This window comes from Pseudomonas sp. FeS53a, from assembly GCF_000931385.1.
In the GTDB taxonomy this organism is placed as follows: domain Bacteria; phylum Pseudomonadota; class Gammaproteobacteria; order Pseudomonadales; family Pseudomonadaceae; genus Metapseudomonas; species Metapseudomonas otitidis.
On record NZ_JYFT01000060.1, the window covers coordinates 1 to 18,846 of the forward strand.

Annotated in this window: 19 protein-coding genes; 3 read left to right on the plus strand and 16 right to left on the minus strand. The window is 70.9% G+C overall.

Annotated elements, in window-relative coordinates:
* The coding region (locus tag SZ55_RS18020) for a M66 family metalloprotease (RefSeq protein ID WP_052807629.1) at positions 1–2,729 on the plus strand (2,729 nt) is incomplete at its 5' end.
* Positions 2,695–3,237 (plus strand): hypothetical protein, encoded by a 543-nt coding sequence (locus SZ55_RS18025; protein ID WP_044409337.1) that lies wholly within the window; start codon positions 2,695–2,697, stop codon positions 3,235–3,237. The genes SZ55_RS18020 and SZ55_RS18025, both read left to right, overlap by 35 nt.
* Here SZ55_RS18025 and SZ55_RS18030 read toward each other — a convergent pair.
* Together SZ55_RS18030 and SZ55_RS18035 are read right to left on the minus strand one after the other, a co-directional pair.
* Positions 3,234–4,106, minus strand: coding sequence for a carbon-nitrogen hydrolase family protein (locus tag SZ55_RS18030; RefSeq protein WP_044409339.1), 873 nt, complete (start codon positions 4,104–4,106; stop codon positions 3,234–3,236). The genes SZ55_RS18025 and SZ55_RS18030 overlap by 4 nt on opposite strands.
* Positions 4,103–4,693, minus strand: coding sequence for a hypothetical protein (locus SZ55_RS18035; RefSeq protein WP_044409342.1), 591 nt, complete (start codon positions 4,691–4,693; stop codon positions 4,103–4,105). Before SZ55_RS18035 ends, SZ55_RS18030 begins: the two co-directional genes overlap by 4 nt.
* A gap of 110 nt (positions 4,694–4,803) precedes the next feature.
* On the opposite strand from SZ55_RS18035, the gene SZ55_RS18040 reads away from it, so the two are divergent.
* Entirely contained in the window at positions 4,804–5,202 is a 399-nt protein-coding gene (locus SZ55_RS18040; protein ID WP_044409344.1) for a nuclear transport factor 2 family protein, read from the plus strand.
* A 4-nt stretch (positions 5,203–5,206) separates the two neighbouring features.
* On the opposite strand, the gene SZ55_RS18045 is transcribed toward SZ55_RS18040, so the two are convergent.
* The 14 genes from SZ55_RS18045 to SZ55_RS18110 all read right to left on the minus strand — a co-directional run bounded on the left by SZ55_RS18045 (position 5,207) and on the right by SZ55_RS18110 (position 18,784).
* A complete protein-coding gene (locus SZ55_RS18045) occupies positions 5,207–6,523 on the minus strand; it encodes an Nramp family divalent metal transporter (RefSeq protein WP_044409345.1) in 1,317 nt (438 codons plus the stop codon).
* A 102-nt stretch (positions 6,524–6,625) separates the two neighbouring features.
* Entirely contained in the window at positions 6,626–7,126 is a 501-nt protein-coding gene (locus SZ55_RS18050) for a hypothetical protein (RefSeq protein ID WP_044409346.1), read from the minus strand.
* 143 nt (positions 7,127–7,269) lie between these two features.
* Positions 7,270–7,572 carry a ribbon-helix-helix domain-containing protein gene (locus SZ55_RS18055; protein ID WP_044409347.1) on the minus strand — a complete coding sequence of 101 codons (303 nt, stop codon included), beginning with the start codon at positions 7,570–7,572 and terminating at the stop codon, positions 7,270–7,272.
* Between the two features lie 141 nt (positions 7,573–7,713).
* Positions 7,714–8,295, minus strand: a complete 582-nt coding sequence (locus SZ55_RS18060; protein ID WP_044409348.1) for a DJ-1/PfpI family protein — start codon at positions 8,293–8,295, stop codon at positions 7,714–7,716.
* 85 nt (positions 8,296–8,380) lie between these two features.
* Positions 8,381–8,932, minus strand: coding sequence for a DUF2846 domain-containing protein (locus tag SZ55_RS18065; protein WP_044409350.1), 552 nt, complete (start codon positions 8,930–8,932; stop codon positions 8,381–8,383).
* 76 nt (positions 8,933–9,008) lie between these two features.
* On the minus strand, positions 9,009–10,166 hold the full coding sequence (locus SZ55_RS18070; protein WP_044409353.1) for a phospholipase D-like domain-containing protein: 1,158 nt from the start codon (positions 10,164–10,166) through the stop codon (positions 9,009–9,011).
* The gene (locus SZ55_RS18075) at positions 10,163–10,744 is read right to left on the minus strand and encodes a YceI family protein (RefSeq protein WP_044409364.1); all 582 of its coding nucleotides are present in this window, start codon (positions 10,742–10,744) and stop codon (positions 10,163–10,165) included. Before SZ55_RS18075 ends, SZ55_RS18070 begins: the two co-directional genes overlap by 4 nt.
* A 109-nt stretch (positions 10,745–10,853) precedes the next feature.
* Complete coding sequence (locus SZ55_RS18080; RefSeq protein ID WP_044409367.1) at positions 10,854–12,161, minus strand: OprD family outer membrane porin; 1,308 nt, start codon at positions 12,159–12,161, stop codon at positions 10,854–10,856.
* Between the two features lie 182 nt (positions 12,162–12,343).
* Positions 12,344–13,114, minus strand: coding sequence for an IclR family transcriptional regulator (locus SZ55_RS18085; protein ID WP_044409370.1), 771 nt, complete (start codon positions 13,112–13,114; stop codon positions 12,344–12,346).
* Positions 13,115–13,185: 71 nt separating this feature from the next.
* Positions 13,186–14,673: an amidase gene (locus tag SZ55_RS18090; RefSeq protein WP_044409373.1), complete on the minus strand. Its 1,488-nt coding sequence runs from the start codon at positions 14,671–14,673 to the stop codon at positions 13,186–13,188.
* The gene (locus SZ55_RS18095; protein WP_044409375.1) at positions 14,670–16,004 is read right to left on the minus strand and encodes a citrate-proton symporter; all 1,335 of its coding nucleotides are present in this window, start codon (positions 16,002–16,004) and stop codon (positions 14,670–14,672) included. Before SZ55_RS18095 ends, SZ55_RS18090 begins: the two co-directional genes overlap by 4 nt.
* Positions 16,005–16,017: 13 nt before the next feature.
* The gene (locus tag SZ55_RS18100; protein ID WP_044409378.1) at positions 16,018–17,220 is read right to left on the minus strand and encodes a M20 aminoacylase family protein; all 1,203 of its coding nucleotides are present in this window, start codon (positions 17,218–17,220) and stop codon (positions 16,018–16,020) included.
* Between the two features lie 119 nt (positions 17,221–17,339).
* Positions 17,340–17,672, minus strand: coding sequence for a hypothetical protein (locus SZ55_RS18105; RefSeq protein ID WP_044409381.1), 333 nt, complete (start codon positions 17,670–17,672; stop codon positions 17,340–17,342).
* The gene (locus tag SZ55_RS18110; protein ID WP_044409384.1) at positions 17,669–18,784 is read right to left on the minus strand and encodes a serine hydrolase domain-containing protein; all 1,116 of its coding nucleotides are present in this window, start codon (positions 18,782–18,784) and stop codon (positions 17,669–17,671) included. The genes SZ55_RS18105 and SZ55_RS18110 overlap by 4 nt, the downstream gene beginning before the upstream one ends.
* Positions 18,785–18,846: the final 62 nt, after the last annotated feature.

Genomic DNA, 18,846 nt, shown 5'->3' on the forward strand with positions numbered 1-18,846 from the left:
TGCCACCGCCACCGGCCACCAGCCCCCCGGAGACGCCATCCCAGCCGCCAGCCGGTGGCGGTGGCACCCGCCCCGATCCGGAAACGCCCGAGACCCCGCAGCCACCGGTCACGCCCCCGGTCACGCCGCCCACCGAGCCGCCGGTCACCCAACCGGAGAACCGCTTCCCCGAGCCCAGTGCCGCCGTGGTGGATGAGGTCGGAGCCCTCGGCTTCTACGACCAGACGGCCGACGGCCAGCCGCGCCCGGTGCGCAACGACCTCACTGGCACCCTCGCGGCCATGCTGCAGTTCGTGCAGAGCCACTCGGTGGACCCGCAAGGCAACGAAGCGAAGAACATGCCGCGCCTGACCAGCGAGCGCGAAGCCCTGCTGCTGGTCACCCCCGACCCGGACCAGCCCCTGCCCAGGTCCATGCGCGTGCAGGTGCTGGTGGACGGCGCCCTCAAGGGCGACCTGACACTGCGCCACCCCGACGAACTGTTCCGCGCCGACCGCACCGGCAGCGACGCCCGCCCCGACGTGGTGTATTCGCGCCGCGCCTGGTCCGCCGTGCTGCCCTGGGACTGGGTGGTGCCCGGCATGAGCCTGCAGCTCAGCGACGATCAGGGCCGCAGCGGCCAGCGCGGCGCCGAGGCCTTCGACTTCGCCCCGCCCGCCGAACTGCTGGTCCAGGCCATCCGCATCGGCATGCTCACCCCTGAGGTCCCGGGCGGCCAGCACTGGTTCAACACCCAGCCGGCCCAGGCCGCCACCGACTACTTCCAGACCGTGCCCATCGCCCGCATGGTGGCCAGCCGCTACGAGGACGTGCTGCTGCGCAAGGTCATGGTGGCCAACGGCACGATCTACGACGCCGACCAGGGCCAGGCCAGTGCCACCACCGGCGACGTGTACAGCGGCGACATGCGCGAGAACACTGCCAAGTCCACCTTCAGCACCGGCATCAACCTGGCCAACTGGGGCATCACCAGCGCCGGCATGGCCAGCCAGGAACAGCCGCAGCTGACCAACTCGGCGGTCATCCACCACGCCCGCGGCCAGTACGCCAACGGCCCGGTCAACCACGGCCTCAGCGGCGGCAACGGCATCCTCACCCTGATCGACTCGGTGGGGAACGAATTCAGCCACGAGATCGGCCACCACTACGGCCTCGGCCACTACCCCGGGCAGAGCGGCGACAACTACTTCTGGTCCGGTCACCACCACGACAGCGGCTGGGGCTACATCGCCTACCGCAAGCGCATGCGCGCCAACCTGCACTGGACCCGCGCCAAGACCGGCGGCCTCAACGGCATGCCGATATACGCCGATGCCTATAGCTTCGCCACCGACGCCATGGCCGGCGGCAACTTCGCCAGCGGCCTGTCGCGCTACACCCACTACACCGGCTACAGCACGCGGCAGAAGATCCAGCCGGCGCTGAACCGCGCCGTTTGGGCGCCCGACTCCCCCACCGGCTACCGCAAGTGGGACGCCACCAGCCGCAAGATGGAGGTGTTCCAGCCGAAGACGCCGACCTCTCGCACCGTCTGGTACAACAGCGCCGACGGCAACTACCGCAAGCCGCGCCTGTTCGGCGTCCCGGTCATCGCCCTGCTCGGCGGCTACGACCCGGAGACCGGCGCCGCCGTGCTCTACCCGGCCCTGCGTGGCAACTGGGGCCAGGTCTACGACCTGCCGCCGCCCGACGCCGCAGCCACCAGCCGGCAATGCTGGCTGGAGGTCAGCTTCGCCAACGACAGGACCCAGCGCATCGCCGTCGCCCCCACGCGCCTGGGCAGCAACGCCAACAAGCTGCACGTCAACCTGGCCCAGGCCGAACAGCCCGTCGCGGCGGCCCTGCAATGCCGCGACACGGCAGGCGCCGCCACCACCGAGCTGGCCAGCGTGATCATTCCCCAGGGCCTGCCCGCCCTGCCGCCGCCGGTGATCGTCGGTCGCGAAGCCGGCTTCCAGGCCCTGCGCAAGGAAGAAGTGCCCCAGCTCGACGCCGCCCTCACAGCCCTCGCCGGCCAGCTCGTGCCCACCCTCAAAGGCAACGCACGGGTGCTCTTCGACAGCTACAGCGACCAGCCCGACGGCCTCTCGGCCACGGCCCAGCAGGTCCGCCAACGCCTGCTGGACCAACAGGCCCGCGCCCTGCGCCTGAACCGCTGGCTCGACGCCTACGGCGCCCAGCTGGCCGGCAGCGCCGACGCCGGCCAGGCCCTGGATGCCCTGCTGGCCACCCTGCAGTTCGACAGCCGCACCCTGCTGCCACCGCGCCAGGGCTTCGCCCTGGGCAACGGCAACTGCGTGCGGGTGGAACAGGTGGATGGCGCCTGGCAGCCCTACGTGCTGGCCAAGGCCCAGTGCACCGGCTCGGCGGAGGAACAGTGGCGGGTGGACGCCAGCGGTCGCATCCGCAGCGTCGCCCAGCCCACCCAGTGCCTGACCGCCAGCAACGACGTGGGCCTGAGTGCCTGCGACAGCCAGCAGGACGCCCAGGCCTGGGACTTCTCCGCCCTGCCACAGCTGAAGGCCGGCAGCCGCTGCCTGGACCTCTCCGGCGGCTACCTCACCAACGGGCGCGGCAAGCTGATCCTCTACGGCTGCACCGGCGGCGCCAACCAGAAATGGTACGGCCCCACCCTCAGCGACAACGGCCTGCTGCCGCTGCTGCAAAGCCGCAACATCGCCGCCTTCACCGCCTATGCCGAGCAACGCGCCCAAGCCGTGGCCCCCTGAGGCCCACCGGCGCCGGGCCCCGTGGGGCCTGGCGCTGCTGCTGGCGCTGCTGCCCCTGCCGCTTGCCGCAGTGGAACTGCCCACCGCGCTGCTGACCCCACCCCGGCTGCACCTGCAGCCGCTGGGGGCACTGCCCGGCCTCAGCGCATGGCGCCTGCACGGGGTGTTCAGTCGGGGAGATGGCCAGGGCAGCGCCACCCTCAGCCTTGAAGACGGGCCGCCCTTCAGCGTCCGGACCGGCGACCGCCTGCACGGCGGCGTCGAGGTGCTGGCGATCCAGCGCGACCGCCTGCTGCTGCGGCGCGGCCGAGAACTCGGCGAACTGGTGATCCTGGGCCGCGCGCCGGGCGCGGGCGACAGCGCCGTCGCCTCCATGGCCAGCGAGGCCCCCGGCAACCTGCCCAGCCTGCCGCCCGACTGCGAAGCCTTCGCCCTTGGAGGCGTCCCCCTGGACGAACTGCAGGCCCTGGGCGGATGCCCGTCGCTGGCGGACGAGAGCGGGGGTTAGCCCCTCACACGCTCGAACTGCTCCGGCCAGTCCCGCCGGGTGAACACCTGCCCCTCCCGCCGAACCCGGCGCACCTCCTCCAGGTCCAGCTCGGCCAGCAGCCAGCGACTGCCGTCCGGACACAGCTCAGGGCTCTCGGCGATCACGCCGTTGCTCGGCATGCCGTAGTCCGGCGGCACATAGAGGCCGGCGCGGCCGATGTTCTCGTCCAGCGCCGGGGACCAGGGAGCCAGCCCCACGGTGGGCGACTGCAGCACGGCGATCTGGCTTTCCAGGGCACGGGCCTGGGCGCCGATGCGCACGCGGTGGTAGCCGGCCTCGGTGTCGGTGCAGCTGGGAGCGAGGATCAGGTCGGCGCCGCCCTCGGCCAGGGTCCGCGCCAGCAGGGGGAACTCGTTGTCGTAGCAGATGAGGATGCCCAGGCGCCCGAACGCCGTGTCGAACACCCGCAGCCCCTGCCCCGCCGCGATGTGCCAGTGCTCGCGCTCGAAGCGGGTCATCATCAGCTTGTCCTGGTGCCCCAGCTCGCCGTCCGGGCCGTAGAACCAGGCGCGGTTGCGGTACTGCCCGTCGGCATCGCGCACCGCCACCGAACCGGGCTGCAGGTAGACGCCGAGGCGCCGCGCCAGGTCCGCGCACAGCGCCCGCCAGGCGGGCAGCAGCGGCTGGATGCCGTCGATGGAGGCCTGCAGGTCGCCGCGCTGGGCCGGCGGCAGTTGCCCGCTCAGTACCAGGCCGGCGTACTCCGGCAGCAGCAACAGCTCCGCGCCCTCGCCGGCAGCGGCCTCGCACAGGGTGGTGAGGTGCTCGGCGTAGGCGTCCCAGCTGTCGAAGAGGTCGATGTGGTATTGGCAGGCGGCGATCTTCACGGGGTCAGCTCCTTCAGCCAGAACGACATGGGCTTGGCGCTTTCCTCGCGCTCGTCCAGGTCGCGCCAGTGGTACTCAGTGCGCAAGGCGGGGTGGTGGCGATAGCCGCGACGGGCCCAGAACCCGTGCAGCGGCTGGTAGCCGGGCGGGCGGCGCGGGTGGTCGTCCGGGCGCTCCACGGCGCAGAAGGCGCACCACTGGAAACGCCCCAGCGCACGGGCATAGGCCTCGCGCTCGGCGAAGAAGCGCACGCCCAGGCCGCCGCCCCGGTACGCCGGCAACAGCACCGACTCCCCGAAGTAGAAGATCCGCGCCGGGTCCCAGCCCTGGTCAAGGAAGGGCCGCTGGAAGGCGTCGGTCTCGTCCGCCAGGGGCAACCCGGTGGAAGCCCCCACCACCCGGCCCTGGTCGAACACCAGCACGAACAGGCTCTCGGCCGACTCGGCGTAGGTGGCCAGGTAGCGCGCCTCGTAGTCCAGGGTGCCGTCGTAGAGATAGGGGTACTCGCGGAACACCGTCAGGCGCAGCCGTGCGAGGTCGTCGATGAAAGGCGCGATGGCCGCACCCTGGTAGCGTCGGATGTCCATGGTCGTCGTTTTGCCGGTCCCGATGACGCCCCTGGCTAAGAGCGGGGGCGGACAAGACCCTATCATGCAGCGCAACCCCGAACCGACCCATTTGCGACAGGACCTTGACCATGACCGCAGCCGAACTGGTGAAAGCCTATTACGACGCCTTCAACGCCGGGGACATGCCGGCCTTCCTCGCCCTGCTCAGCGAGGACGTGGTGCACGACATCAACCAGGGCGAGCGCCAGCAGGGCAAGGCGGTGTTCGCCGCCTTCATGGAGAAGATGAACCGCTGCTACAAGGAGCGCCTGACCGACATCGTCATCATGCCCAGCGCAGACGGCAGCCGCGTGGCCGCCGAGTTCGTGGTGCACGGGCAGTACCTGGTGGGTGACGAGGGCCTGCCGCCGGCACGCGGCCAGACCTACGTGCTGCCGGCCGGCGCCTTCTTCCACGTGCACGCCGGCAAGATCGCGCGGGTGACCAACTACTACAACCTGACCGACTGGATCGAGCAGGTCAGCTGAGACCTCAGGCCAGCCAGAAGTACAGCAGCGTCAGGTTCGCCAGGGCGATCAGCCCGAACAGCGCCCAGGCCAGCAGCGCCACCGGCAGGCTGTTGGCGAACGGCCCCATCAACCGCCGGTCGCTGGTGAAGCGGATCAGCGGCCACAGCGCGAAGGGCAGTTGCAGGCTGAGCACCACCTGGCTCAGCACCAGCAGCTTGCCCACCGCCCCTTCCCCCAGCCAGAGCACCCCGGCGATCGCCGGGGCCAGCGCCAGCGCACGGGTGATCAGGCGCCGCTGCCAGCAGGGGATCTTCGCCTGCAGGAAACCCTCCATCACCACCTGGCCGGCAATGGTGCCGGTGAAGGTGGAACTCTGCCCCGCCGCCAGCAGCGCGAAGCCGAACAGGAAGCTGGCCAGCGCACCGCCCACCAGCGGGTCCAGCAGGTGATAGGCGTCCTGGATCTCCACCACCTCGGTGTGGCCGTTGCCATGGAAGGCCGCGGCGGCCAGCACCAGGATGGCGCCATTGACCAGCAGCGCCAGGGACAGCGAGCCGATGGTGTCGAACCGGGCGAAGCGGATGGCGCTGCGCTTGCTGGCCTCGTCCTCGCCGTTGACCCGCGTCTGCACCACCGAGGAGTGCAGGTAGAGGTTGTGCGGCATCACCGTCGCCCCGAGGATGCCGATGGCCAGGTACAGCGGCTCCTGCCCGCTGAGCACCTCCCAGCTGGGCCGCAGCCCCGCCGCCACCTCCGGCCAGTGCGGCCGCACCAGCAGCAGCTCGATGAAGAAGCAGGCGCCGATGGTGGCGATCAGCCCCAGCACGATGGCCTCCAGCCGGCGGAAGTTGGCGCCCTGCAGCGCCAGCACGATCAGCGTGTCGAACGCCGTCAACACCACGCCCACGGTCAGCGACACCCCCAGCAGCAGGTGGAAGGCCAGGGCCGCGCCGAGCACCTCGGCCAGGTCGGTGGCGATGATCGACAGCTCCGCCAGCAGCCATTGACCCCGCGCCACGCCAGGGCGGTAGCGCTCGCGGCAGAGCTGCGCCAGGTCACGCCCGGTGGCGATGCCCAGCCGCGAGCAGAGGCTCTGCAGCACCATGCCCGACAGGCTCGCCAGCACCACCACGAACAGCAGCGCATAGCCGAAGCGCGACCCGGCCTCGATGGCGGTGGCCCAGTTGCCGGGGTCCATGTAGCCGACCGAGACCAAGAGGCCCGGGCCGAGGAACAGCATCAGCCGGCGGCCCAGGGAGGCGCCGGGAGGAATGGTCACGCTGTGGCTGACGGCGGAGGGGCAGAACGGCGCAGTGGCCGTGGTGGGCAGCTTGTACATCGCGGAACGCGCCGGGAAGGGAGATAGCGCAGCTTAGACTCCTCGCCGGCGCGGGCAAAGGCGTCATGGCAACCGGCCGGGAGGCCGGTTGCCGGGTACGGATCAGAGCTTGGCTTCGAGGGCCTTGCGGATCGCGTCGGCGCGGGCGTCCACGTCGTCGACGTTGCTGAACGGGCGGAAGTTCAGGTCCAGCACGCCGCCGTCGAAGGCCACGCCGTCCTGGTAGGCGCTGGAGGGCGCAGTGGCCTCGTCGTAGCGCACCACCACCTTGCTCAGCTTGGCTTTCAGGGCCTGCTTGCCCATGTCGTCCACGGCAATGGCGGACAGGGCCTTCTGCAGGGGCACGAAGTAGATCTGGGTCCAGAAACCGTCCTGGGCGTAGTTGGCGGACTGGTCGGGCAGCGCAATGGTGTTCCATTGCACGTCCAGCGGCAGCTCGTAGCCGGCAGCGGCCTGGATGGCCTTGACCTGGTCGACGTAGACGCCCTGCTCGTAGGCGGTGATGGCGCGACGCTCGGCCAGGGACGGCTCGGCGAAGGCCGGCGCACCGGCCAGCAGGCAGGCAGCAAGGGCGGTGAGGGTGATGAAGCGTTTGGCAGCCATGAACAACTCCTGGGGCCATCGAACCCCGACAGCGGATGCAGCCGGTGGACGCGCGGCGGTGGCCTCCCTGCCACGCGCGGGGGCAAGACTAACCGAGTCGGCCGGGGCGATCCGCCGACCGGCTCATGTTTCGGACCGATCGGTCACCCGGTGCGGCGCGGGACCAGGCTCAGCCCGGCCGCCGTGCTGCGCTGGGCCAGGTAGCGGGTGCAGCTCACCCGCAGGAAGGAGGCGAAGTTCACCACCTCGCCACGGTAGTCCATCACCTCGTCGTAGAGCTTGGTGATGAGCTGGTTGGTGGTCATGCCGTCCACCTCGGCGATCTCCCGGAGGATGTCCCAGAACTGGTTCTCCAGGCGCAGGGTGGTGACCACGCCCCGGATGCGCAGGGAACGCGAGCGGGATTCGTAGAGGATCGGATCGGCCTTTACATAGAGCTCGCACATGGGGCGGGTCCTTTATCGCGGGTTCTGAATCGTGCAGGGGCGACTTCGGTCGCCCAGCGGTGCGCCACGGCGCCAGCGTGATGGTCGCGCCCCTGGCGCCGCACCGCAGTATGCAGGACGGCGCAGGGATTCTGCGCCTCGTTACAGGCTGATCCGCGTCCCCAGCACCTCGAGGAACTTCGCCAGCCAGGCCGAATGGGCCGGCCAGGCGGGAGCGGTGACCAAGTGTCCGTCCACGTGGGCGTGGTCCACGGCGATGTCGACGAACTCGCCACCGGCCAGGGCGACTTCCGGAGCGCAGGCCGGGTAGGCGCTGCAGGAGCGGCCCTTGAGCACGCCGGCGGCGGCCAGCAGCTGCGGGCCGTGGCAGACGGCAGCGATGGGTTTCTTCGCGGCGTCGAAGGCTTTCACCAGCTCGATCACCCGGGCGTTCAGGCGCAGGTATTCGGGGGCACGGCCGCCGGGGATCAGCAGGGCGTCGTAGTCCTCGGCGCGGACGCGGTCGAAGTCGAAGTTGAGGGCGAAGTTGTGGCCGGGCTTCTCGCTGTAGGTCTGGTCGCCTTCGAAGTCATGGATGGCGGTGCGCACGGTCTGCCCGGCGACCTTGTCGGGGCACACGGCGTGGACGGTGTGGCCGACCATGCCGAGGGCCTGGAACGGCACCATGGTTTCGTAGTCTTCGGCGTAGTCGCCGACCAGCATCAGGATCTTCTTGGCTGCCATTGCGGGGTCCTCCCAGTCAGGGCTCAGGGTGACAAAGGTAGCCAATCATCCTCCCCCGCGTGGCCCCCTGGGTAACACCCGGCTACTACAGGGGCTGGCCGTTGGCGTCGATGCGCAGCAGCGGTTGCACCTGGCGCGTGGCGGCGATCTCCTGGCGGCCCAGCGCCTCGCCCACCAGCTGCAGCGGGCCGTCGCCCTGGGGTGGCAGCTCGGCGTTCTTCGGCGGCGGATTGAGCTCGTCGTAGCGCAGGTAGTAGGTGCCGCCGGCACCGGCCTCGAAGGCGAAGCTGGTGATCTGGGTGAAGTCGAAATAGCCGCCGGCCAGCAGCGTCCAGTAGGTGCCCATCAGCGGGCGGCGCATCTCCAGGCGGTAGTTGGCGACGTCGAACTCCAGGGCCAGGTAGCCGTTGCTGGGCAGGGTGCCGATCAGCCGGCCGTCGAGGAACAGCCCAGGCGCCTCCAGCTCCTGGTCGGCCCAGTCGCTGCGGGGGCGGTAGATGTAGACCAGGGCATGGTCACCGTCCCGGGGCGCCAGCGCCTCGAAGGCCGGGCCGTCGGTGGCGCCGAAGAAGGCACCGGGGGTGGAACAGGCGGACAACAGCACGACCAGCAGGGGCAGCAGCAGCGGACGGCGCATGGGCACATCTCTCGTTATGGGGTGCAGGGAGCGTAGCCGGCGGCGGGCCACTGCCGACACCCGACAAAGGTTCGGCTCAGCGGCGGCGGTCCAGCAGGTTCACCGCCAGGCGGTCGAGCCAGCCCCACAGGCGCTGGTAGAAGCGCTTGAGCAGCGGCCGGGCGTGCCAGTCCTCCAGGGTGATCTCGCGGCTGTTGTCGAAGTCGCGGCCGAGGGAGGCCGCCACCTGCTCGGTGAAGTGCCGGTCCAGGGCCTCGACGTTGGCTTCGAGGTTGAAGCGCAGGTTCCAGTGGTCGAAGTTGCACGAGCCGACGCTGACCCAGCCGTCCACCAGCACCATCTTCAAGTGCAGGAAGCGCGGCTGGTACTCGAAGATCCGCACGTTGGCCCGCAGCAGGCGCGGGTAGTAGCGCTGCCCGGCGAAGCGCACCGGCGGGTGGTCGGTGTTGCGCCCGGTGAGCAGCAGGCGCACGTCCACGCCGCGCCGGGCGGCCTTGATCAGGGCGCGGCGCACCTTCCAGCTGGGCAGGAAGTACGGCGTGGCCAGCCACACCCGCTCCTTGGCATTGCGCAGGCTGCGCACCAGGGACTGGACGATGTCCAGGTGCTGGCGGGCGTCGGCGTAGGCCACCCGGCCCATGCCCACGCCGGCCGAGGGATAGGGTGGCAGGTGGCGGAGCCCCGGCGCCTCCTCCGGCAGCCAGGGACGGCGACGCAGGTTGGCCAGCCACTGGAAGTCGAAGATCAGTTTCCAATGCACCACCAGCGGCCCGTGGATCGCCACCATGGCCTCGTGCCAATGGCTTTCGGCCTCGCCGGGCTGCCAGAAGTCGTCGGTGGAGCCAGTGCCGCCCACGTAGGCGACGCGGTCGTCCACCACCAGGATCTTGCGGTGGTCGCGGTAGAAGTTGTTCGCCCCACGCCGCCAGCGGATGGGGTTGTAGAACTGCAGCAGCACACCGGCCTCGGCCAGCCGCCCGCGCAGGGCCTGGCCGAGCTTCTGGCTGCCGAAGCCGTCGAACAGGCAGCGCACCTTCACCCCCCGCCGCGCGGCCTGGCAGAGCACCTCCACCAGGGCCTCGCTGCAACGGCCGTCCTCCACCAGGTAGAGCTCCAGGCTGACGTGGTGCTCGGCCCGGTCGATGTCGGCCAGCATGGCGGGAAAGAAGCTCGGCCCGTCGATCAGCAGATCGAAGCGGTTGCCGGACTTCCAGGGGAAGATGTGGCCCATCAGCGCGCCGTGAAGATCAGCACGGCGCCCACCGGCACCGAGCTGCTGATGGAGGAGAGCCCCGCCAGCTGCTTGAGGGTGCCCAGGCCTTCCATCAGGCCGAAGTCCTCCGCCTGCAGCACCAGCGGGGCCAGGGTCACCACCTGGAAGCGGCGGTCATCCAGGCGGGTGGCCAGCAGCTCGGCCTGGTACTCGTGCTCGCGGCCGTGCAACGTCACCTTCAGCGGCAGGCGCAGCTCCAGCTGGGCGCCGGGGGCCAGGTCGGTGATGGGGCGCAGGTCGATCTGGGCGTGCACCTCGGCCTCGGGGTTGCGTTCGATCTCGAAGAACAGGTCGCGCAGGCGCTGGTCCCGCAGGGGTATGCCGGTGCTCACCGACTCCAGCTCGACGCGCAGGTGAGCCTTGCCGGTTTCGCCGATGCTGCCGTGCAGGGTGAGGAAACGGTGCACCTCGGAGAGGCTGCCGCCCTTGGTGGAGATGAAGGACAGCCGCGAGGACTCGTTGTCCAGGTACCAGCCCGCATGGGCCGGCAGCGCCAGGGCGCCCAGCAGGGCGAAGACGAGGGGAATGGACGTGCGCATGGGGACTCCTGTTGCAAATCGGCGCCACCTTAAACCGCCGGCCAGCGCACCTGCAAACCAGGGTCGCCGGCCCGTCGCCAGCAGGGCGAGGGCCGGCCTGTCCTTCGGATCAGAAGCTATAGACGTAGTTCAGGTACAAACGTTCGGCGTGGTGGGTGACGATGCCCGCCGGCCCGCGCGAGGCCTGCCGGCGGTCCACCCCGTCGGGCACGCCTTCGGTATGGAAGCGGTTGTGCAGCCAGACCAGGCTGAGCCCCTTGAGCGGCCCGTCGAAGCGGTACTGCAGCAGGCTCTGGAACTCCCGCCGGGAGAAGTCGCGGTAGCCGGCGGCGTGGTCGGAGAAGGCGTAGTGGCTGTCCAGCCGCAGCTGGGGCAGGCCGAAGGCGCTGAAGTCCATCCCAGCCATGAGCTTGACCATGGCCTCGTCCTCGGCGCCGAAGTAGTAGAACAGCTTGGCGCTGCTGTTCCAGGTGCCGTGGTCCTGGCGGAAGAACGGGCGGTCGAAGTCGCCACCCCGCACCCGGTTGTAGGCCGCCCCCAGGGTGTAGGTGGGCGTGCGGTACTTCAGCGACAGGTCGGTGTAGCGCGCCCGGTGCTGCCGCTCCGCCTCGAACAGGCCGCGCACGCCCTCGTGCTCGAACAGGCGCCCGGCGTCCTGCTGGGCGCCGAGGGTGCCCGCGAGGTCGATGAAGCGCTCATCCCCCAGGGCCAGGCTGTGCTCCAGCTTGATGGAGCCGACCTTGAGGTAGTCCTCGGCCAGGCTGTACTCGCCGGTCAGGCGGCTGGTGGTGGGTAGCGTCCATTCCACGGCCGCCAGGTGCAGCGCCTCGATGCGCTGGCCACGGAAGTTGCGCAGGGTGTCGGACCAGCCCGATTCGTTGCGCGCGCTGAAGCCGGTGAGGCGGCTGTAGCGCAGGGCGCGGCCCTCGGCGCGCCACTCCAGGTCCGTCCCCAGGGTGGAGGGCGGCAGGATGCGGCTGAAGGGGTCGTCGTAGTACTGCCCGTAGCGTCGGCTCTTCTTGCCGAGCCCCAGTTGCAGGTAGCCGTCGGCCACCGGGAGCCGTCCGCGCAGGTAGGCCTCCACCGGCTTGGCGATGCCGTGGGGCGACTGCACGCTGCGCCCGGCTTCCAGGTTGCTGATGCTGGTGGCCTCGTGGCCCACGTGCAGCGCATCGGCCAGGCCGTAGGCGTAGTCCACGCCGAACAGGTCGCGGTACCAGCCGGAGTTGAAGCTGAACAGGGCGGCCTGCACCCATTCGTCGCGGTTGGGGCCGACCTCGCCGCCGTCGTTCTCCTTCCAGTAGAACTGGCTGTAGCGCAGCGACGTGCGGCTGTCATCGATGAAGGGTTCGGCATGGCACGCCCAGCCGGACGCCAGGCACAGCAGCCCGGCGAGGCCTTTCTCTCGCAGGTTCATCTCGTTGTCCTTCTTGTTGTTCTGGATGAAAGGTGAGGCTGTCCGGACAGGCAGGCCCATTGTGGGCGGCCGCCCCCGACGGGCAATCGAAATGGGTTCCACCGGGTGGAATGGCGGGCGGGCGATGGTGCAGGCGACAGGAAGCCGGGCAGGCCTGCCCGGCGGGAGGGTGGGCCGGCGGCCTAGGCCAGCCGGCCCTGCAACAGGTCGACGGTGCCGGCGAGGTCCTGCAGGTGCTGGCCGCTGACCCGTTCGACGCTGTCCTGGTCGCGGGGCCAGTGCAGGGCAACGCTGCCCACCACCCGCCCCTGGCGCCGCACCGGCAGGGCCACGGCGCGGATCAGGAAGGGCAGGCGCACGGCATATTCCCAGCTGCCCTCGGTGCGCTCGCCGTAGCCCTGGCGGTGGGCCTGTTCATGGACCCGCTGCAGCGCCTCGCCGGGCAGGCCATGGCGCGCGGCCAGGCGCTCCAGGTCGGTGGGCTCCAGGGCAGCGACGCAGGCCTTGCCCATGGCCGACTGGTGCAGGCTGGCCTTGAGCCCTACCACCAGGCGGTTGTTCGGGTAGCGCCGACGCAGCACCTGGGGCACGGCGCTTTCCACCACCAGCAGGTCGTCGCCGTCGAAGAACGACAGGTCCGCCACCAGGCCGGTGCGCTCGGCCAGCTCGCTGAGCAGCGGCGAGGCGCGCTCCACCAGTTGCCGGAGGGAACGCTGTTGCGGGTCGCCGAACAGCCGCTCGGCGGTGAGCCGGTAGCGCCGGTCGCACAACCCCCGGTACAGCCAGCCCTGCTCCTGCAGGGTGTGCAACAGGCGCGACACCGTGGCCTTGGGCAGGCCGGTGAGGTAGTGCAGCTCCTCCAACCCCAGGGCGTCATGGGCGCCCAGCAGTTCGAGGATGCCCAGGGCGCGCTCCACCGAGCGCACCGTGCCGCTGTCTTCTCGTGTTTGCATACCCGCCTCCCCCTCCCCCATGGCGATGACAGGCGCCAGCAAGATACGGGCCTTGGCCGGCCCGTGATCGCTCAGTTGGCGGGTGGCCAACCCAGCAACGCGGGCGGGCGCCGCGCCACCCAGCGGGTCTGCTGCTCGTGGGCATGGGCCAGTTGCAGCACCGCCAGGTCGGCGCGCGCCGGGCCGATCAGTTGCACGCCCATGGGCAACCCGCCCTCACCGAAGCCCACCGGCACGCTCATGGCCGGCAGGCCCGCCAGGCTCACGCCGATCACCACCTCCATCCAGCGGTGGTAGCTGTCCATGGCACGGCCGGCCACCTCGGTGGGCCAGGGCTGGGCCGAGTCGAAAGGGAACACCTGGGCGCTGGGCAGCAGCAGGAAGTCGTAACGCTCGAACAGCGCCGTCACCACGCGGTACCAGTCGCTGCGGTCCACCGAGGCCTGGTGCACCGCCTCGGCGCTGAGGCCCAGGCCGCCCTCCACCTCCCAGCAGGCTTCCGGCTTGAGCCGCGCGCGCCGCGCCGGGTCGGCGTACAGCGGCCCCAGGCTGCCGGCCACCAGCCAGTGGCGGTGCACGCACCAGCAGCGCCAGAGCCGCTCCGGGTCGTAGTCCGGCACCACCGGCTCCACCTCGCAGCCCAGGGCGCGGAAGTCCGCCAGCCCGGCCTCGCACAGCGCCAGCAGGCCCGCCTCCATGGGCAGGTGGCCACCCAGGTCGCCAAGCCAGCCGATGCGGGTGCCGGTGAAGTCCCGCTCCAGCGGGCCCTCCAGGTCCTGGCTGGACAACTGCGCCAGGGGCACGCCCGCCGCCGGCCCGGCCTGGGTGCGCAGCAGCGCGGCGACGTCGGCCACGCTGCGGCCCATCGGCCCTTCGGTGGCCAGCTGCTGGACGAACAGCTCCGGCGTCGGGCCGAAGGGCACCCGCCCCAGGGACGGGCGCAGGCCGTAGACGTTGTTGAAGGCCGCCGGGTTGCGCAGCGAGCCCATCATGTCGCTGCCATCGGCCACCGGCAGCAGGCGCAGGGCCAGCGCCACCGCCGCCCCGCCGCTGCTGCCGCCGGCGCTGCGGCTGGGGTCGTAGGCATTGCCGGTGATGCCGTGCACCGGGTTGTAGGTGTGCGAGCCGAGGCCGAACTCGGGGGTGTTGCTGCGCCCGATGAACAACGCCCCGGCCGCCCGGGCGCGGGCCACCACGTGGGCGTCGTGGCGGGTCACCTGGTCGGCGAACAGCGGCGAGCCGAGGCTGGTGCGCAGGCCGGCGGTGGCGGCCAGGTCCTTCGGCGCCTGGGGCATGCCGTGCATCCAACCCAGCCATTGCCCATGGGCCAGTTGCCGGTCGCGTTGCTCCGCCTCGGCCAGCAGGCGCTCCTCGGGCTGCAGGTCCACCAGGGCGTTGACCACCGGGTTGAGGGCGTGGATGTGCTCCAGGTAGGCCTGCATCACCTCGCGGCAGGCCACCTGGCGGGTGCGGATGGCCTCGGACAGCGGCAGGGCGTCCAGGGCGACGATCTCCTCGCGCAGGGAGCGGGCAGGTGCGGGGGTTCGGGTCAGGCTCATTCGACAAGGCTCCGGGTGGGCTGGGACAGGGAACGCCGGCGGGCACGGCGCGCCAGGGCGGCGGGGGCGCCTTCGCGCAGGTGCCAGTTGGCGACCAGGCCGAGACTGGCGGCGAAGACCACATAGTAGGCGGGTGCCACCGGGTCGCCGGTGGTCTGGGTAAGCCAGGTGACGATGAAGGGGGCGAACCCGCCGAACAGCATCACCCCCAGGTTGTTCGACAGCGCCAGCCCGGTGGAGCGCACCGCCGCCGGGAACTGCTCGGCGCTGGCGGTGGGCCCGGGGCCGTAGATGCTGCCGATGGCGCTGCACAGCAGCAGCTGCATCACCAGCAGGCGGCCGAGGCCGGGCGCGGCCGCCACCCAGCTGAACAGCGGGTAGACCATCACCAGGAAGGCGAAGGTGCCCACCAGCAGCACCGGGCGCCGCCCGACCTGGTCGGACAGGTGCCCCGCCAGGGGGATCACCAGGGTCATCCAGGCCACAGCGGCCATCTGCACCATGAACACCTGGTCCAGCGGCAGCCCCAGTTGCTTGTGGGCGAAGGTGGGCATGTTCACCAGCACCACGTAGAAAGCCACGGTGCCGCTGATGGTGCAGCCGAGGGTGACCAGCACGGCCCGGCCGTTCTCCCGCAGCATGCGACCGAAGCCGATGTGCTCGCCGCGCTGGGTGTCACGGGCCTCCAGGAAGGCTTCGGTCTCGGCCATGTGCCGGCGCATCCACAGCCCCACCGGGCCGATCAGCAGCCCCACCAGGAAGGGCACCCGCCACCCCCAGGCATCCAGCGCCTCGGGCGAGAGCCCGTGGGTGACCAGGGCGCCCATCCCGGAGCCGGCGAACACCGCCAGGCACTGGCCGAACAGCTGCCAGGCGCCATACAGCCCGCGCCGATGGGCCGGGGCGCTCTCCACCAGGAAGGCCGTGGCGCTGCCGTATTCGCCACCGGTGGCGAAGCCCTGGAGCATCCGCGCCACCACGATCAGCAGCGGCGCGCCGAGGCCGATGGCAGCGTAGTCGGGGGCCAGGGCGATCATGGCGATGGAGACGGTCATCAGCAGGATGATCAGCTGCATGGCCGCCTTGCGCCCCCGGCGGTCGGCGTAGAGGCCCAGGAGGACGCCGCCCACCGGGCGCATGAAGAAGCCGACGCCGAAGGTGGCCAGGGCCATCAGCAGCGAGGCGTACTCGTCGTCCGAGGGGAAGAACAGCCGGGCGATGATGCTGGAAAGGAAGCCGTAGACGATGAAGTCGTACCACTCCAGTGCGTTTCCGATGACGGCAGCCGTCACCTGGCGGCCGCGCGAGGCGCCGCTGGCGGATGGTTTCATGGCGGTCTCCGGGTCAGGCGTGGGCGGCGGGTTCGGCGAGGCGCACGGGCGTCACCTGCAGCCAGGATTCGGCCAGGGCGGCCCAGTAGGCGGCGCCCCTCGGGAGGATGGCGTCGTTGAAGTCGTAGGCGGGGTTGTGAACCATCGGCCCGTCGCCGTTGCCGATCATCAGGTAGCTGCCGGGGCAGCGCTGCAGCATCCAGCCGAAGTCCTCGCTGCCCATGAGGGTGGGCGCGTCCTGCACGGCGTCGGCACCGGCCAGGTCGAGGGCGACACGCCGGGCGAAGGCAGTCTCGGCGGGGTGGTTGACGGTGACCGGGTAGGCCGGCCGGTGCTCGATCTGCACCTGGCAACCATGGCTGGCGGCGTGGCCACGGATGATCGCCATCACCCGCTGCAGCTGGCGCTCGCGCACCGCCGGGTCCAGCGCACGCAGGCTCAGGCGCAGGCGGGCCGTCTGCGGGATGACGTTGGCCGCCTCGCCGGCCTGGAAGGCGCCGATGCTGACCACCGCCGCCTGCTGCGCATCGATGTGGCGGGCCACCACCGTCTGCAGGGCCATGACGATGTCGGCACCGGCCACCAGCGGGTCGACGCACAGGTGCGGCATGGAGCCGTGCCCGCCGACGCCTTCGAGGGTGACCTCCAGCAGGTCCTGGGAGGCCATCACCGGCCCGGCGCGGAAGGCCAGTTGCCCGGCCGGCAGGCCCGGCATGTTGTGCATGCCGAACAGCGCATCGCAGGGGAAGCGCTCCAGCAGGCCGTCCTCCAGCATGGCCAGGGCGCCGCCCTGCCCTTCCTCGGCGGGCTGGAAGATCAGGTTGAGGGTGCCGTCGAAGCGTCCGGCCTGGGCCAGGTAGCGGGCGGCGCCCAGCAGCATCACGGTGTGGCCGTCGTGCCCGCAGGCGTGCATGCAGCCGGCATGGCGGCTGATGTGGGCGGCCGCGCCGGCCTCGTGGATGGGCAGCGCGTCCATGTCGGCCCGCAGGCCGAGCCGCGCCGTACCCCGGCCACGGCGCAGCACGCCGACCACACCGGTGCGGCCGATGCCGGTGTGCACCTCGTAGCCCCAGTCGCGCAGCAGGCATGCCACCAGTTCGGCGGTGCGGTGCTCCTCGAAGCCGAGCTCGGGGTGGGCGTGGATGTCGTGTCGCAAGGCACGCAGCTCGTCGGCGATGTCGTCGAGCCAGGCCTGGATGGGAGCGAAGCGGGTCATTGTTGTTGTTCTCCTCGTCCGGTGGAGACCGCCCGGAGCGGTCAGTCTCCAGCTAACCGCGCGGGACGGAGGAGAACAATCGAAGGTGGTTCCACAGGGTGGAACCCGAGCGCGCGGCCTCAGGGCAGCGGGTCGGGCTCCGCCAGCAACTGGCAGCCCTGGCGCTCGCCGAGCCAGGCAGCGGTGTTGCTGCGCCCCAGGCCACGGGCAGTCACGCGCTTGCCGGCGGCATCGTCGAGGAAGCCGCTGATGGGCACGTGCTGCTTCACGTAGCCCTGGCAGTAGTCCGCCGCGTTGTGCATCACGTAGCGGCAGGAGCAGTACTCCTTGGCGGTGTAGGCGCTGATGATGCCAGGGAAGGCCTGCAGGTGGACGCGGTTGTGCCAGGCCAGGCCGGCGAGCAGGAGCAGCAGCAGGACGAGGACGCTGAGCACGGGACGGCGGCGGATCATGGCTTCACCTCCGGGGCGAAGGCGGCCAGGGCCAGTTCGAGGAAACGGTCGTGCTGGTAGGTGCCGTCGCGGTCGTCGGCGTAGCGCACGATCACCAGCTTCTCGGTGGGCAGCACGTAGAGCGCCTGGCCCCAGTGGCCGAGGGCGGCAAAGGCGTCTTCCGGGGCGTGCGGCCAGGGCTTCGGCGCGCCCTCCACCACGCGGTTGAGCCACCAGTGCCCGCCGGGGACGGCTTCGCCGGGCTGTTTCGGGTCCGGCCGGTAGTCGGCGAAGGGCGTGCGGTTGAAGGCCACCCACTCGGCGGGCAGCAGTTGCCGCTCGCCCCAGCGACCGTTGCGCTGCATGAGCAGGCCGACACGGGCCAGGTCACGGGCGCTGAGGTAGGCGTAGGAGGAGCCGACGAAGGTGCCGGCGGCGTCCCGCTCCCACACGGCGGAGCGGATGCCGAGGGGTTCGAACAGCGCGGTCCAGGGGTAGTCCGGGTAGGCGGCCTCGCCCACCATGCCGCGCAGGGCGGCGGAGAGCACGTTGCTGTCGCCGCTGGAGTAGCGGAAGCGCTTGCCGGGCACGGCGTCCAGCGGGTGCTCGGCGGCGAAGGCGGCCATGTCGCCACGCCCTCGGGTGTAGAGCATGGCCACCACGGATGACTTGAGCGGGGCGTATTCGTAGTCCTCCTGCCAGGCCAGGCCGGAGGCCCAGTGCAGCAGGTGCTGCACCTGCACGCCGGGGTGGCTGGCGAAGGCGGGGTAGTGGCGGGCGACCGGGTCGTCCAGCTTGAAGCGCCCCTCGCCAAAGGCCACACCCAGGGTGGCGGCCAGCAGGCTCTTGCTCACCGACCAGGTGAGGTGCGGCGTCTGCGCCTGGGTGGGGCCGGCATAGCGTTCGTAGACCAGCTCGCCATCGCGGATCACCACCACCGCGTCGCTGCGCACGCCCTGGCGCAGGGCATCGTCACGGGCGGGAAAGGCGTAGCGCTCGAAGGCGTCGAGGGCGGGGCTGCTGGCGGCGGGGGTGGCCGTCCAGTCGGGATCGGGCCAGCGTTCCGCCTGGGCGGGCAGCACGGCGGCAAGGCCAAGAGCCAGGCACAGGGCGCGGAGCAGGGGCATGGGCATCGGCAGGCCTCTTGTTGTAGGAAGAGGCCGACCCTAGCACGGGTTGATGACAGCCAAAAGCG